General features: G+C 57.5%; 15 protein-coding genes and 1 tRNA gene. 5 read left to right on the forward strand and 11 right to left on the reverse strand.

Annotated elements, in window-relative coordinates; all coding sequences use genetic code 11:
* Positions 1-8 precede the first annotated feature (8 nt).
* Genes glp through I9188_RS02265 form a run of 5 tightly spaced genes read right to left on the reverse strand, consistent with a single transcriptional unit; the run spans position 9 to position 4057 of the window.
* Positions 9-1181 (reverse strand): gephyrin-like molybdotransferase Glp, encoded by a 1173-nt coding sequence (gene glp, locus I9188_RS02245; RefSeq protein WP_209503814.1) that lies wholly within the window; start codon positions 1179-1181, stop codon positions 9-11.
* Positions 1178-1651: a cyclic pyranopterin monophosphate synthase MoaC gene (moaC, locus tag I9188_RS02250; RefSeq protein WP_209503815.1), complete on the reverse strand. Its 474-nt coding sequence runs from the start codon at positions 1649-1651 to the stop codon at positions 1178-1180. The genes glp and moaC overlap by 4 nt, the downstream gene beginning before the upstream one ends.
* The gene (gene trpC, locus I9188_RS02255; protein WP_209503816.1) at positions 1651-2463 is read right to left on the reverse strand and encodes an indole-3-glycerol phosphate synthase TrpC; all 813 of its coding nucleotides are present in this window, start codon (positions 2461-2463) and stop codon (positions 1651-1653) included. The genes moaC and trpC overlap by 1 nt, the downstream gene beginning before the upstream one ends.
* Positions 2460-3479 (reverse strand): anthranilate phosphoribosyltransferase, encoded by a 1020-nt coding sequence (gene trpD, locus I9188_RS02260; RefSeq protein ID WP_209503817.1) that lies wholly within the window; start codon positions 3477-3479, stop codon positions 2460-2462. The genes trpC and trpD overlap by 4 nt, the downstream gene beginning before the upstream one ends.
* Complete coding sequence (locus I9188_RS02265) at positions 3476-4057, reverse strand: aminodeoxychorismate/anthranilate synthase component II (protein WP_209503818.1); 582 nt, start codon at positions 4055-4057, stop codon at positions 3476-3478. Before I9188_RS02265 ends, trpD begins: the two co-directional genes overlap by 4 nt.
* Positions 4058-4256: 199 nt before the next feature.
* Between I9188_RS02265 and I9188_RS02270 the strand changes: the two genes are divergently transcribed.
* Positions 4257-5684: a divergent polysaccharide deacetylase family protein gene (locus I9188_RS02270; protein WP_209503819.1), complete on the forward strand. Its 1428-nt coding sequence runs from the start codon at positions 4257-4259 to the stop codon at positions 5682-5684.
* 35 nt (positions 5685-5719) lie between these two features.
* On the opposite strand, the gene trpE is transcribed toward I9188_RS02270, so the two are convergent.
* The 5 genes from trpE to fabI form a co-directional block, all read right to left on the reverse strand.
* Positions 5720-7231 carry an anthranilate synthase component I gene (gene trpE, locus I9188_RS02275; RefSeq protein WP_209503820.1) on the reverse strand — a complete coding sequence of 504 codons (1512 nt, stop codon included), beginning with the start codon at positions 7229-7231 and terminating at the stop codon, positions 5720-5722.
* A gap of 11 nt (positions 7232-7242) precedes the next feature.
* Positions 7243-9084, reverse strand: coding sequence for a SurA N-terminal domain-containing protein (locus tag I9188_RS02280; protein ID WP_209503821.1), 1842 nt, complete (start codon positions 9082-9084; stop codon positions 7243-7245).
* Positions 9085-9164: 80 nt separating this feature from the next.
* Entirely contained in the window at positions 9165-10340 is a 1176-nt protein-coding gene (locus I9188_RS02285) for an aminotransferase (RefSeq protein WP_209503822.1), read from the reverse strand.
* A gap of 21 nt (positions 10341-10361) precedes the next feature.
* Entirely contained in the window at positions 10362-10871 is a 510-nt protein-coding gene (gene gpt, locus I9188_RS02290) for a xanthine phosphoribosyltransferase (RefSeq protein WP_209503823.1), read from the reverse strand.
* Between the two features lie 4 nt (positions 10872-10875).
* On the reverse strand, positions 10876-11682 hold the full coding sequence (fabI, locus tag I9188_RS02295) for an enoyl-ACP reductase FabI (RefSeq protein ID WP_209503824.1): 807 nt from the start codon (positions 11680-11682) through the stop codon (positions 10876-10878).
* Between the two features lie 135 nt (positions 11683-11817).
* On the opposite strand from fabI, the gene pdxH reads away from it, so the two are divergent.
* The 4 genes from pdxH (at position 11818) to I9188_RS02315 (ending at position 13667) form a co-directional block, all read left to right on the forward strand.
* Positions 11818-12423, forward strand: coding sequence for a pyridoxamine 5'-phosphate oxidase (pdxH, locus tag I9188_RS02300; protein WP_209503825.1), 606 nt, complete (start codon positions 11818-11820; stop codon positions 12421-12423).
* 121 nt (positions 12424-12544) lie between these two features.
* On the forward strand, positions 12545-13072 hold the full coding sequence (locus tag I9188_RS02305; protein WP_209503826.1) for a cold shock domain-containing protein: 528 nt from the start codon (positions 12545-12547) through the stop codon (positions 13070-13072).
* Between the two features lie 7 nt (positions 13073-13079).
* Complete coding sequence (locus tag I9188_RS02310; protein WP_209503827.1) at positions 13080-13547, forward strand: DUF192 domain-containing protein; 468 nt, start codon at positions 13080-13082, stop codon at positions 13545-13547.
* A gap of 43 nt (positions 13548-13590) precedes the next feature.
* A tRNA-Pro gene (locus I9188_RS02315) sits at positions 13591-13667 on the forward strand.
* A 14-nt stretch (positions 13668-13681) separates the two neighbouring features.
* Here I9188_RS02315 and I9188_RS02320 read toward each other — a convergent pair.
* On the reverse strand, positions 13682-14116 hold the full coding sequence (locus I9188_RS02320; protein WP_209503828.1) for a hypothetical protein: 435 nt from the start codon (positions 14114-14116) through the stop codon (positions 13682-13684).
* Between the last annotated feature and the right edge of the window lie 187 nt (positions 14117-14303).

Here is a 14303-nt window from a genome sequence, read left to right on the forward strand (position 1 = left end):
GGCGAAGTTCAGATAGGCAGGTACTGAACCGTTTCCCCGGTCTTGCGGGCGGGATCGTTCGGGGGACGGACCAAAAGGGCGTTTGCCTGCGCCAGAACGCTAAGGAGAGAGCTGTCCTGATCTGCACAGGCCTGGATGCCTGTTTCGCCCAGAACCGCGCGCATGTAATGCTCGCGCGGACCGTTTTCTGTCAATGGTTCGGTCAACCGGGCAGAGTGAAACGGCGGCAGAACCATTTCCAGCCCCAGCATCCGGCGCACCATCGGGGCAAGGAACAGATAGCCACAGACCATCGCGCTGACCGGGTTTCCCGGAAGTCCGACCATCGCGGTGTCACCCATGCGACCAGCCATCAGGGGTTTTCCGGGGCGCATTCGGATCTTGTAGAACGACCGATCCATCCCCAAGCCCTGCGAAACGTCAGACACGAGGTCGTAGTCACCAACCGACGCGCCGCCAATCGTCACGATGAGATCGGCCCCTCGCGCCAGATCAAACGCAGTCTCAAGCGATGAAACCGTGTCCCGTGCAATCGGAAGGACACGAACTACAGCACCGAGCCCCTCAAGCAATGCCCGCAATCCAAACGTGTTAGACGCGATAATCTGGTCCGGTCCCGGTTCTTCGCCGGGCATGACAAGTTCGTCGCCGGTCGAGATCAGAGCAATGACGGGTTTTCGAGAGACCGGGACCCACGCGATATTCATCGCAGCCATCAGGGCAACGTCTTCGGCGCGGATCAAACGCGGTGCCGTGATGGGCGTGCCTGCCATAAAATCCACACCGGCAGGGCGGATGTTCGTTTTGGGGCCGGGGTGGTCTGTGATCGTGATCAGATCGCCACGCCGGTCGGTATCTTCCTGAATCACAACGAAATCCGCGCCATCGGGAACCGGAGCGCCGGTAAATATACGCACGGCCTGACCGGGGCCCACCGAGCCGTCGAAACGACGACCCGCAGCGGATTCGCCCACCACTTTGAACATGGCATGAAGCTCGACTTCGTCGGCTTTGACGGCATAGCCATCCATCGAAGATGCGGCGAAAGGAGGTTGGTCGCGCGTTGCCACAACCGCGTGCGACAGAACACGTCCCGCGGACTGGGCCAGTGGAACCTGTTCCGAAAGTAGAGGGCCGACAAGATCGAACACCAGGGCGCGCGCTTCTTCGACGGTAATCATTTCGCCTCGTAACGCCCTGATTTCCCGCCGTCTTTAAGACTTACATGAATGCCGCCAATTTCCATCGCTTTGTCGACGGCTTTGGTCATGTCGTATACAGTCAAGGCCGCGGTGGAAACGGCGGTCAGAGCCTCCATCTCAACTCCGGTTTGACCTGACGTTTTGACCGTCGCTTCGATCTGAACACCCGGCAGGTCCGGGTCGAGGGTCAGTTCAACGGCAACCTTGGTCACCGGCAAAGGATGGCAGAGCGGGATCAGATCCGGCGTCTTCTTTGCACCCATGATGCCGGCCAAGCGGGCAACGCCCAAAACATCGCCCTTTGCCGCGCGTTGTTCTGAAATGATTTCATAGGTTTCCGGTGCCATCTTCACGTAACCCACAGCCACGGCTATGCGATCTGTGACCTCTTTGCCCGAGACGTCGACCATATGCGCCTGACCTTGAGCATCGAAATGGGTCAGCGGCATCACATCACTCCGGGGATAAGCGGATTGGACAGGATGTGGCGCGTGGCCGCTTCGACATCGTCCTGGCGCATCAGGCTTTCGCCGATCAAAAAACACCGGGCGCCATAGCGCGCAATATCCCGCAAGTCTTCTGGCGTGCCCAACCCGCTTTCACACACGATAGTACGGTCCGCTGGCACCAGTTTGGACAGGCGGCGTGTTGTGTCAAGAGTGGTCTCGAAGGTCTTGAGATTGCGGTTATTAATACCGATCAATGGACTTTTCAGTTGGGCTGCGCGTTCAAGCTCGGCTTGGTCGTGAACCTCAATCAGAACATCCATCTCCCAATCGAAAGCGGTTTGTTCCAACTCGGCTGCCTGGTCATCGCTGACGGATGCCATGATAATCAGAATACAGTCGGCTTCCAATGCACGTGCCTCGACCACCTGATACGGGTCATACATGAAATCCTTGCGCAAAGCCGGCAGAGATGTCGCGTTACGCGCTTGTGTCAGATATTCCTTTGCACCCTGAAAGCTGGGCGTGTCGGTGAGCACGGACAAACACGCAGCACCGCCTTCTTCATAAGCCTTGGCCAAGGCAGGCGGATCAAAATCAGGCCGGATCAAACCCTTGGAAGGGCTGGCTTTTTTGATCTCAGCGATCAGGCCGTAACCTTGCCGGGACGCAGCTTGAAGCGCTGCGGCAAACCCGCGGGTTTCCGAAGCGGCACGTGCTTCACTTTCCAGCGTTTCCAAGGACTTCTGAGCCTTGTCTGCTGCGATTTCTTCCAGTTTGTAGGCTTTGATCTTGTCCAGAACGGTTTCGGTCATGCGGCCTCCTGAGTCTTGGCGGCCAAGGCCGTGATTTTGTTTTTGGCTTCACCGCTGTCGATGCTCGCAGCGGCCATGGCCACACCTTCGCGCAGATCACCTGCCGCATCAGCGACAACCAATGCGGCGGCAGAGTTCAGCAACACGGCATCACGATACGCTGACCGAGCACCGTCCAGCAGAGCACGAAATGCGATGGCGTTCTCTTCAGGGGTTCCGCCGAGGATGTCTTCGAAAGGGTGCACAGGCAGGCCAGCATCCTCGGGGTGCAGCTCGACTTCTTTGATCACGTCATCTTCCAAAGCGGCGACCCAGCTGATACCGGTGATCGTCAACTCGTCTGTCCCGTCCGATCCGTGTACCAGCCATGCGCGGTCTGACCCCAGCAAGCCTAGTGTTTCAGCCATGGGGCGGATCAGCTCGCGGCTAAAGGCACCCGTCAGTTGCCGTTTGACACCGGCAGGGTTGGTCAGCGGGCCCAGGATATTGAAAATCGTGCGCGTTCCCAGTTCCTGCCGCGAGGGCATAACATGCGCAATGGCCGGGTGATGCATCGGTGCCATCATGAAACCGATACCGACATCTTTCAGAGCACTTTCAACAACTTGTGGGCCAACCATAACGTTGATACCCATTTGCCCCAATGCATCCGCTGCGCCGGATTTGGAGCTTAGGTTGCGGTTGCCGTGTTTAGCGACTGTCACGCCAGCGCCTGCGACGACAAATGCAGTCGCGGTCGAGATGTTCAGGGTGCCTTTCCCGTCTCCGCCCGTGCCAACGATGTCGATCGCCCCTTCGGGCGCCCGCACGGCATTGCACTTGGCGCGCATCACAGCCGCGGCCGCGGCATATTCATCAACCGTTTCCCCCCTTGTACGCATGGCCATCAACAGCCCGCCAATCTGGCTTGGCGTGGCTTCGCCGTTGAACAGGATGCCAAAGGCAGCCTCGGCCTCTTTACGGGTCAGCGGACGATCGGCGGCTGCTCCAATCAGCGGTTTCAGCGCGTCGCTCATGCGGGGACTTTCAGTTCTTGCAGGAAATTCTTGAGAAGGGCGTGACCATGCTCGGACGCAATCGATTCAGGGTGGAACTGAACACCGTGAATAGGCAGTTCCCTGTGTTGCAGCCCCATAATCGTGCCGTCTTCCAGCTCGGCTGTGATCTCAAGACAGTCGGGCAGCGTCTCGCGCTCGACCACCAGTGAATGGTAGCGTGTGGCTTCAAAGGGCGATGGAAGGCCAGCAAAGACGCCTTTTCCGGTGTGGTGCATGATGCCCATCTTGCCATGCACAATTTCGTGGCATCTAACAACCTTGCCACCGAACGCCTGTCCGATGGTCTGATGCCCAAGACAAACCCCCAAAAGGGGCGTTTTGGTCTCGGCCGCGGCTTCGGTCAGAGCTAGACAGATGCCCGCCTGATCCGGGTCGCAGGGGCCGGGGCTCAGCAGGATCCCAGCCGGGTTCATGGCCATTGCTTCTTGCACATCCAGCGCATCATTGCGGCGAATGACCATTTCGGCACCAAGTTCGCCCAAATAATGTACCAAATTGTAGGTAAACGAGTCGTAGTTGTCGATCAGCAGCAGCATATGGGCACTTATCTTCGCTTGGGCATTTCGGGCTGGCGATGCAACCCCGGGCCACGGTATAATGTCCGCACATACATGCTCAGGCTTGGGCGGCAGCGTCAAGAGGACATACGGTTTCTGACGCCTCCAATTGACCGAGTGCCACACCAGATGGCGCAGAGCAGGGCGAGGCAGGGAAAAGAGGCGAAAGGCAGGAAATATGGGCGGATTTTTCGGAGGAATGGTCGCTGGGGCGATCGTTGTTTTGATCTTGGGTGCGGTCGTGTCGCTCAACACGCCGATGGTCAACACACCGGTTGTCGCGACCGAAGCACCAGCGCCGACAATTTCAGAAACACCAGAGGCGCCTAGTGAACTTGCCGAGGATGTTTCTGATGCCGATCTGGTGGAACTGGCCCCGCGTGCGCCAGAAGCCGCCGATGATGCCAGCGAAGATCTGGCCGACCTGTCCGGGCTGGAAGCGTCATCCGAGCCGCAGCCCGAGGTTGGTAAAGCGGCTGAGGCCCCGAACGAGCCCGCTGCAACGGTGGCGACCGAAGTGTCTGTCATGACCGAAGCCCCTGCTGCGCCGCCCGAGCCCAGCCAGGTGCCCGCAGTTCAGCAGGAACAGACCTTGCCGGTTGTAATTGATGAAACCCCCGCGCCGCCGACCGGGTCCGACACATCCGAGGTCGCAGTTCTTGAGCCCGAGCCAAATCCGTTGCCTAAGGTTGAGGCCGAACCACAAACAAATGAAACAACGACAGAAAATTCATTTGAAAGCAGTCCGATTGCGGTGGAAGGGGATGAAGACACCTTGCCCCGCGAGCTTCCGCGCATTGCTGCGCTGCCTCAGATCGGGGGAGAACAGGAAGAAAGTACCAGTTCGATTGTCGGAAAACGTATCCTGCCATTGACGGAACGAGATGATGAGCCTGTTGCAGAACAGGCGATTTCCGAACAGCCATCTGCGGAAAAACCGATTGAACGTTTTGCCGCCAAGTTCGAGAACCCGGAAGCTAAGCCGCTGATGTCGATCATTCTGATTGATGACGAAGGCGCATTCGGTGCCGAAGCGTTGCAGGATTTCCCTTACCCGATCAGCTTTGCCGTAAACCCGTCTGATCCGGATGCGGCGGAAAAGATGGCACGGCACCGCGCGGCCGGGTTCGAAGTTCTGGCCCTTGCGGACCTGCCCGAGGCAGCAAGCGCGCAGGATGCCGAAGTTTCCCTGTCTGTGTGGCTGGACACGTTGCCGGAAACCGTTGGTATTCTGGAAGGCGTGAACAGCGGCATTCAGGGAAATCGCAAGCTGGCCGATCAGGTCGCGGCGATTGCCGCCGGAACCGGACGAGGGTTGATCACTCAGGACAATGGGCTGAATACTGTCCAAAAGCTGGCGGTTCGCAATGGCATTCCGTCCAGCGTAGTGTTTCGCGATATCGATGGGGCACGACAGGATCCCAGAATCATGCGCCGGTTCCTGGATCAGGCCGCGTTCCGGGCAGGTCAGGAAGGAACCGTTGTCATGCTGGGGCGGGTACGGCCCGAGACAATCTCGGCCCTTTTGCTGTGGGGTCTTGAGGATCGTGGCAGCCGGGTGGCGATGGCGCCGATCTCGGCCGTCTTGATGAAACAGGTTCAGTGACTGTTTGAATCAGGCGGCGATCGCCGCCTTGTTCTTTAACCGTTGCCGTTTCCAGTGAACCGTGCGGCATCTTCCGCTGCGCGCCGTATGGCGTTTGACTTATGGACAGTCTCCATGAACTCGGCCTCAGGGTCGCTGTCATAGACAACACCGCCACCAGCCTGAATATAGAGTTTCTGATCCTTCACGATGGCGGTGCGCAGGGCAATGCACATGTCCATGTCACCGCCCGCACTGAAATAGCCGACACCTCCGCCATAGACGCCGCGTTTTTCCGGCTCAAGCTCGTCAATGATCTCCATCGCGCGCACTTTTGGCGCGCCCGAGACGGTGCCCGCAGGCATCCCGGCAAAGAAGGCGTCCAACGCATCTTTGTCTTCCGCCAATTCACCCACCACGTTCGAGACAATGTGCATCACATGGCTGTAGCGTTCGATGATGAACTCTTCGGTGGGACGTACAGTGCCGATTTTGGACACGCGGCCGGTATCATTGCGCCCGAGGTCCAGAAGCATGAGGTGTTCGGCCAGCTCTTTCTTGTCGGCCAGCAGGTCAAGCTCGTTTGCCTTGTCCTCCTCGGGGGTCGCGCCACGGGGACGGGTGCCTGCGATCGGGCGAATGGTGACTTCGCTGCCGAAAACACGCACCAGAATCTCGGGGCTGGCACCAACGACCTGAAAACCACCGAAGTTGAAATAGAACATAAACGGCGAGGGGTTGGTGCGTCGCAGCGAACGATAAAGCGCAAAAGGCGGCAGCGGAAAATCCTGCGTCCAACGCTGCGCCGGAACAACCTGGAAGATATCGCCAGCGCGGATGTATTCCTTGGCCTTTTCAACCGCTTCCATGTAGCCCGACTTGGTAAAGTTTGACACCGGTTCCGCAATTTCGCGCGCGTCGCCCAGATCACGGGTTTCGGCGGGCATCGCGCGCTCCAGATCGCGGACCGCATCCATTACACGCTCGGCCGCCTGCGCATAGGCAGCCTTGGCAGATTGACCGTCGCTGGCCCAGGCGGGTGAGACCACGGTCACCTCGCCTTTGACACCATCCAGTACTGCGACAACAGACGGGCGCAACATGATCGCATCTGGCAGCCCCAACGGATCGGGGTTCACGTCCGGCAGGTATTCGACCAGCCGAACCATGTCATAGCCCAGATATCCAAACAGCCCGGCAGCGGCCTGAGGCAGGTCGTCTGGCAACTCGATACGGCTTTCGGCCAGCAAGGCACGCAAGTTGTCCATCGGATTGCCGTCCTGCGCAGCAAAGGCGTCGGCGTCGAACCGCGCCGAGCGGTTCAATTCGGACGCTTCACCGTGACAGCGCCAGATCAGGTCCGGTTTCATGCCGATGATCGAATAGCGGCCACGCACCTCACCGCCCGTAACCGACTCCAGCATGAACGCATCTTTCTGCGCTCCCGTCAGTTTGAGCATCAACGACACGGGTGTGTCCAGATCGGCGGCGAGACGTGTGTAAACCACCTGGTTTTCGCCCGCTTCATAGGCGCGTGCGAAGGTATCGAAATCGGGTGTCAGGGCCATCTTGGTCTCGCTTAAAAGCTCGCCTGCACGGCGTTCAGCGCCTGCTGATCCACGACCGGGCGGGCGCGGGTCTGAGCGTCCCGTACGTATGCGTCAAAAATATTCTGTGACAGCGCCTGATCCATCTGCGTTGCCAGTGCGTCGCGCAACCGGCGCAGTTCGTCGGAATCCTCGGGGGGCAGAACCTCGTCCAGACGCACTAGAAACGCTGCACCATTTCCGCCAACGACGCGCAACTCACCGAGTTCCATCTGGAACACTTCGTTCATGAAACTGGCGGGAACGTCATCAAGAAACGCGGTGCGTGTCAGTGCGTTTTCAACGCGGAATGGCAGGCCAGTCGCTGCGAAGTCACCATCGGTGGCCAGTTGGCTCAGTGCGGCGTTTGCTTTGTCCAACAGGGCTTTATTGGTCTCTGCCTGTACCCAAGCCGCAGCGACACTGTCTCGTGCGCTTTCCAGCGGTTCGGGGCGACGCGGCAGAACGTCGTTCAGGCGCAAGGCAAAGATCGATCCGTCTTCGAGGAATGAGATTTCAGGGAAATCTCCTTCTTGCACGGCTTCGGCGGCAGCGCGGAACCCGTCATAGGCTGCTATGTCCTCGGCGCTGTCGCGGGTCCAGTCGATCTGACCCAGTTCCATTTCGGTTTCATTTGCCAATTCTTCCAGAGTCGCACCGCCAGCCAGCATGTCGTTTATGTCTTCGGACTGTGCCTCGATCAGGCGGCGGGCGCGTTCTGTCGCCAGTTCTTCGCGCAGGGCCGGTTCGGCCTCCTCAAAGGGAACGCTGTTTGCAGCCAGGGATCCGTTGACACGGAACAGGGCGGGGCCAAATACCGAAGGCAGAGGGCCGACAACGGCGTCAAGCTCTGCCGCGAACACGGCGTCGGCGGCCTCGCCCAGATCCTCACGTGTCAGGTCGCCGAGATCGATATCGGAAAGTTCCAGATCACGGTCGCGAACCAGTTGTTCAAAAGTCGTTCCGCCGACCTCAAGTTGCGCCTTGGCGTCATTGGCTGCTTGCTCATCCGGGAAATTCAGGCGCTCGACCAAACGGCGTTCCGGTTGATTATATTCGTCCGACCGCTCTTCAAAAAGTTTGCGAAGGGCTTCTTCGTCAACCTCAACCGTGTCCACCAACATGGCCGGAGACAGAATCGCATACGTCAGCTGTTTCGTGCGGGGCAGGGTGAACTGCTCAGCGTTTTCGTCATAGTAGGTCTGAATCTGTGCGTCAGTCGGCTCGGCCACGGGGTCTTCCAATGCCTCGGCCCCTGCGGTTGCAACAGTAAAGCTGCGACGGGCACCAATGTAGTTGGCCATTGTGTCTGTCACGGTTGCGGGCATTTCCACACCTCCCATGATCGCACCTTGAACGATCGTACGGGCAGATTCTTTGCGCAGGTCCGACTCGAACTCGGAATCCGTCATGCCGACCTGTTCAAGCTGAAAGCGGTATGCCTCGCGGTCGAAATTGCCGTCTACGCCCTGAAAGGCCGGGACAGACACGATCTCTTTTTGCAGGTTTTCATCCCCTATGGAAATCCCGAGCTGGCTCACCTCGTTGTCCAACGCCGCCAAGGCCGTCAGGCGGGCAAGCGCATTGCGATCCAGCCCCAGATCGCGTGCCTGCGACATTTGCAGGGGCTGACCCGATTGCGCCTCAACCGCGCGGATCTCGCGCTGTAACTCGCGGACAAAATCATCGATCGAGATGCTTTCATCACCAACTTGCGCCACAGTACGGACTGTGCCGCTCAGGTTGACCGCGCCGAACCCCGCAAGCCCCAGCATCAGCATGCCCATCAGAATCCAGACAAAGGTTTTCGAAAGACTTTTAGCGCCTGCGGCCATGGTGCCCTCTTGTTATTTCGGCAGCGTTCTGCCCTGTCGGTTGCCGCCTTGAATACGACGCACACCGCCGGGGGGCAAGCTTAGAAGGACAGGCCCTGCAATCGTTTGAACAATTGGCCCAAACCTGTGCGGTCGAGGTTGGCGAATGCAATGCGCACTTGCCGTTTCCCGTCCGGGTGGTGAGCGGGCATGAACATGGTACCGGGCAATAACAGAACACCGGCTTCACGCACCAAACGCCGAGCAAGCTCGTCAGACGGAATGTCAAACGGATGCTCCAGATAGGCGAAATACGCCCCAAGTCCCAAAAGGCGCCAACCTTCGGATTCCAGCGCGGGCATACCCTCAAGGATGGCAGCACGACGGTCGAGTATTTCGTCGCGTTCCCCTGCCAGCCATTGCGACAAGTTTTGCATACCCCAAAGCGCGGCGAACTGTCCGACCTGACCAGGGCAAATGGCAACGGTGTCAAGAAACTTTTCGACCTCAGCCAAAAGTGCAGGTCCCGTTGCAATGGCACCGACCCTGTGACCCGTCAGCCTGTAGGCCTTAGAGAAGGAATAAAGGTGGATCAGCGTCTGATCCCAGTCTGGTTGCTGGAACAGATCATGTGGCGGCCCGCTGCGACTGTCGAAGTCACGGTAGGTTTCGTCGACGATTAGGTGAATCCCGGTTTCGCGCGCCAGCTCAAAGAAGGCGCGGACAAGGTCCGCCGGGTATTCAACGCCGCCGGGATTATTGGGCGTGACCAGAGCGATGGCACGTGTTTTGTCCGTGATCAGCGCGCGTGCGCTCTCAGGGTCGGGCAGCAAATCGTCGCCGGACTTCAGGTCCAAAGCGTGGACACCCGACATATCCAGCCACATTTTATGATTGAAATACCATGGGGTTGGAAGAATAACCTCATCCCCTTCACCTGTGATGGCCGAAATCACTGCTGAAAACGCCTGATTGCAGCCTGAGGTGATAGCAACCTGAGGTGCCTCAACACTTGCTGCGTAATGCTCGCTGATCTGCGCAGCCAGTTCCGCGCGAAGATCATTATTTCCCAGCACAGGGCCATAAAGATGCGCATGGTCTTCGCGCACGGTAAATTCGGCCATAGCCTCGCGCAACGCCAGCGGCGGCGGGTCAACCGGCGCCGCTTGGCTGACGTTGATCAACGGACGTTCGGGCGGGAACGTAACACCCTCGAGCCATCGGCGCGCTTCCATCACTGGCGGCGCAAATGTTGCGGCGGTCCGGCTGAGCGTCATGTGCTGCCTACTGATCTGAATTCAATCGGTGCCCCGATAGGGCTCGACATACTGAAGGGCCATGTCCCACGGGAAAAAGATCCATGTGTCCTGACTGACTTCGGTGATGAACGTATCCACCATTGGGCGTCCCTTGGGTTTTGCATAAACCGTCGCAAAATGCGCTTTCGGATACATCTCCCGAACCAATTCCAGTGTTTTCCCGCTGTCTACCAAGTCGTCGATGATCAAAATTCCGGTTCCGTCGCCCATTAATTTGGCATCGGGTGCTTTCAGAACTTCGGCCTCACCCTGAGCCTGATGATGGTAGGATTTGACGCTGACCGTATCGACAGTACGAATATCCAGTTCCCGGCTTACGATCATCGCAGGGGCCATGCCGCCGCGGGTGATCGCCACCACAGCACGCCAGCTGCCGTCATCGGGGCCTTGTCCGTCCAGACGCCACGCCAATGCGCGCGAGTCGCGGTGGATCTGGTCCCAGCTGATGTGAAATCCTTTTTCGTGCGGCAGGCGATCCTTAGCGCTCATGTTCTTAACCTTTTTCCACGTCTGGGGCGTCAACGGCCTTCATTCCGACGATATGGTAGCCCGAATCCACGTGCAGGTTCTCACCGGTGACGCCGCTGCTTAGGTCTGACAGCAGGTACAGGGCCGACTTGCCGACATCGTCAATGGTCACGTTGCGGCGCAGCGGAGAGTTGTACTCGTTCCATTTCATGATGTAGCGGAAATCGCCAATGCCGCTGGCGGCCAGCGTTTTGATCGGACCGGCGGAAATCGCGTTCACGCGAATGCCGTCCTTGCCCAGATCCTCGGCCAGATACTTGACTGACGCTTCCAGAGCGGCCTTTGCAACACCCATCACATTATAATGCGGCATGACCTGCTCGGCTCCGTAATAGGTCAGCGTTATCGCGCTGCCGCCTTCGGACATCAACTTTTCCGCGCGCTGCATAACCGCAGTGAACGAATAAACGGATACATCCATTGTCAGCGTGAAATTGGCCCGGCTTGTATCCACATAACGTCCACGCAATTCGTTCTTGTCAGAAAAACCGATGGCGTGAACGACGAAATCCAGTTTACCCCATTTCTCTTCCAGCGCCGTAAAGAGTGCATCAATAGATGCCTCATCGCTCACGTCGCAGGGCAGAACGATTTCGCTCCCGAGCTGCGCAGCCAGTGGGTCCACACGTTTCTTTAAAGCATCACCCTGGTAGGAAAAGGCAAGTTCAGCTCCGGCTTCGGACAAGGCGCGGGCGATTCCCCATGCAATCGATTTGTCATTGGCCAGTCCCATGATGAGGCCACGTTTGCCGGCCATCAACTGATTTGACATGTTTGGTTCTCCGCCTGTCTTCGCGTTATGTTGAGTTGGTTTATGCCATTGGTTGCGCTGCATCAAGGCCGTGCGCTCTTGCTCGCAGCGGGTTCTCGCCTTAGGTTCGTCGTTAATACTTTCCAGGGGATGGAAATGACCGAGCGTGAAGGCATCTTTGCTGGCTCCGATCCGTTTGAAATTGCGGCCCGGTGGTTAGCTGAGGCTGAAGAAACTGAGGTGAATGATCCGAATGCGATTGCGCTTGCAACCGTAGACCCGGATGGTTTGCCAAATGCACGCATGGTCTTGCTAAAGGAAATTGAGGCGGATTCGTTTGTATTTTATACAAACTACGAAAGCGCCAAAGCGAACGAGCTGGATACGTCGGAAAAAGCTGCATTTGTAATGCATTGGAAATCTTTGCGGCGTCAACTTCGCGTTCGTGGTACAATATGTCGTGAAAACGGGCCCCAAGCTGATGCATATTATGCATCAAGGTCATTGAAAAGCCGGTTGGGTGCCTGGGCTTCAAAGCAGTCACAACCGCTTTCAAGCCGCACAGCTTTGATGGCAGAGGTCGCGAAAGTGACCGCTAAACTAGGGCCGAATCCACCACGCCCTCCGTTCTGGGGCGGGTACCGATTAACGCCGACAGAAATTGAGTTCTGGGCCGATGGAGCATTTCGCTTGCATGACCGGTTCAGATGGAAACGAATTGAGCCGGGATCGGCATGGCATGTTGAAAGGTTGAATCCATGACGTTCACGTGTCGTGAAATGCAACAGGCAGAAAGTAAACGATTTTTTCAGCTTGAATTTGCCCGCCAATCCCATAAACAACAGACCCTTAACGAACTGCTAAAATTCGCGATGGGAAAACCGTGCCAGAAGACCTGAACAATATGTATCGCGTCCGTGGACACGTGAAATGGTTCGATCCCGCTAAGGGATACGGCTTTGTTGTGTCGGACGAAGGCGGGCCAGACATCCTGTTGCATGTGAATGTTTTGCGCAATTTCGGTCAGAGTTCCGTCGCGGACGGTGCGGGTATCGAAATCATGACACATCGCACGGACAGAGGTGTCCAAGCGGTTGAGGTTGTTGCAATCGACCCGCCAGCGCGCGCCGAGTCGATGATGCTGGCTGATTTTGCCGAGTTGGATCCGGACGCTATCGCAGAAGCCCCTTTGGAGGCTGCGCGGGTGAAGTGGTTCGACAAAGGCAAGGGCTTCGGGTTCGCAAATGTTTTTGGGCGCGGAGAAGACGTGTTCTTGCACATAGAAGTGCTGCGGCGCTCGGGGCTTGCTGACCTTCAGCCCGGAGAGGCGCTTGCGATGCGCGTAATTGATGGCAAGCGCGGCCGAATGGCGGCGCAGGTTCTCGCCTGGGAAGCCGCGCTGGACGGCTGACGGTTCCATGACTCGTTTTCTGGTATTCTGGACCCTTCTGATCACGCTGTGGACAGGGGGGGCGTTTGCTGCATGCAGCGCCGACCATGTCACACTCCGAAACGACAGCGCGACAATCCGATTTGACGTGGAAGTGGCGATTACGCCACAGGAACGGTCAAGGGGTTTGATGTTTCGCGAGTCGTTGCCGAATCGATCGGGTATGTTGTTCGTGTTTGATCCACCGCAACCCGTCGCGTTCTGGATGAAGAACACACTGATTCCGCTCGACATGATATTTCTGGACCGTACGGGCACGGTGACACATGTACATGAGAGAGCGATTCCCGGCGATCTGACACCGATTGAAGGTGGTGATGCCATTTTTGCGGTGCTGGAAATCAATGCGGGATTGTCCGCGCGCTACTCTATCGGCGTCGGCACTCAGATGCAGCACGAAATTTTTTCGCAAGGCCCTGCGATTTGGCCCTGTTAGGGCTTTTCAAATCAGATTGGCATCGTTAGGAAGGCGCACGGTCCGGGGCGTGGCGCAGTCTGGTAGCGCACCTGTTTTGGGTACAGGGGGTCGTAGGTTCGAATCCTGCCGCCCCGACCACTTCCTTCACATTCTCATGTGGGCGTTCCGCCCATCGCCCGATACAAGGAGCTGATCGCCTGATCCAGCGTGTCACTTTCCAATGGTACTTCAACGATCAAACCGCTTTTCTGCGGTACTTTAAAGTACGAACGTGTGTCGACGCGATAGCCGGAACCTGTTTTTGACGATGTCAGGCGCATGACACTCTGGGGCAGGTCCTGCGGAAATCCGTCATAGTTCAGAATCAAATAGGCCGCCGCTTTTGGGGGCAGATACTCGCTACATTCAAAAGCCTGTTCGCCGATTTTCTCAAAGACCTTGCCGGGACCAGAACAACTGGTTTCGAAAGCCTCAAATAACCTTTTGGGATGGGTTTCGAACAGTGCGCTACGTGACGGGGTGGGCATTTCTTGTGGCGTGCAGGCCACGATGCAGGCCAATGCGGGGATAAAGCGAAGCAACTTCATTCGTTTGGCCTTTCTCAATCCGGAGTGAACCTTTGGTCGTTCAGCGTGGGTTCGACAGACCCGGCGAAGGTGATTCCATTGCAACCTAATCAGTGCGGCGTTGGTTGATCAATTACAGATAACTATGCTGGTAAAAACGGTAATTCGATTTGAGACTTCGGGTTGTGATCGAAAACTTACCGCGGGC

Origin of the sequence: Ruegeria sp. HKCCSA071 (genome assembly GCF_017872555.1) — a bacterium.
Classification (GTDB): Bacteria; Pseudomonadota; Alphaproteobacteria; order Rhodobacterales; family Rhodobacteraceae; genus Ruegeria.

Coding starts and splice junctions, on each gene's coding strand:
- glp (WP_209503814.1), bottom strand. CDS start 1,181: ATGATTACCGTCGAAGAAGCGCGCGCCCTGGTGTTCGATCTTGTCGGC.
- moaC (WP_209503815.1), bottom strand. CDS start 1,651: ATGCCGCTGACCCATTTCGATGCTCAAGGTCAGGCGCATATGGTCGAC.
- trpC (WP_209503816.1), bottom strand. CDS start 2,463: ATGACCGAAACCGTTCTGGACAAGATCAAAGCCTACAAACTGGAAGAA.
- trpD (WP_209503817.1), bottom strand. CDS start 3,479: ATGAGCGACGCGCTGAAACCGCTGATTGGAGCAGCCGCCGATCGTCCG.
- I9188_RS02265 (WP_209503818.1), bottom strand. CDS start 4,057: ATGCTGCTGCTGATCGACAACTACGACTCGTTTACCTACAATTTGGTA.
- I9188_RS02270 (WP_209503819.1), top strand. CDS start 4,257: ATGGGCGGATTTTTCGGAGGAATGGTCGCTGGGGCGATCGTTGTTTTG.
- trpE (WP_209503820.1), bottom strand. CDS start 7,231: ATGGCCCTGACACCCGATTTCGATACCTTCGCACGCGCCTATGAAGCG.
- I9188_RS02280 (WP_209503821.1), bottom strand. CDS start 9,084: ATGGCCGCAGGCGCTAAAAGTCTTTCGAAAACCTTTGTCTGGATTCTG.
- I9188_RS02285 (WP_209503822.1), bottom strand. CDS start 10,340: ATGACGCTCAGCCGGACCGCCGCAACATTTGCGCCGCCAGTGATGGAA.
- gpt (WP_209503823.1), bottom strand. CDS start 10,871: ATGAGCGCTAAGGATCGCCTGCCGCACGAAAAAGGATTTCACATCAGC.
- fabI (WP_209503824.1), bottom strand. CDS start 11,682: ATGTCAAATCAGTTGATGGCCGGCAAACGTGGCCTCATCATGGGACTG.
- pdxH (WP_209503825.1), top strand. CDS start 11,818: ATGACCGAGCGTGAAGGCATCTTTGCTGGCTCCGATCCGTTTGAAATT.
- I9188_RS02310 (WP_209503827.1), top strand. CDS start 13,080: ATGACTCGTTTTCTGGTATTCTGGACCCTTCTGATCACGCTGTGGACA.
- I9188_RS02320 (WP_209503828.1), bottom strand. CDS start 14,116: ATGAAGTTGCTTCGCTTTATCCCCGCATTGGCCTGCATCGTGGCCTGC.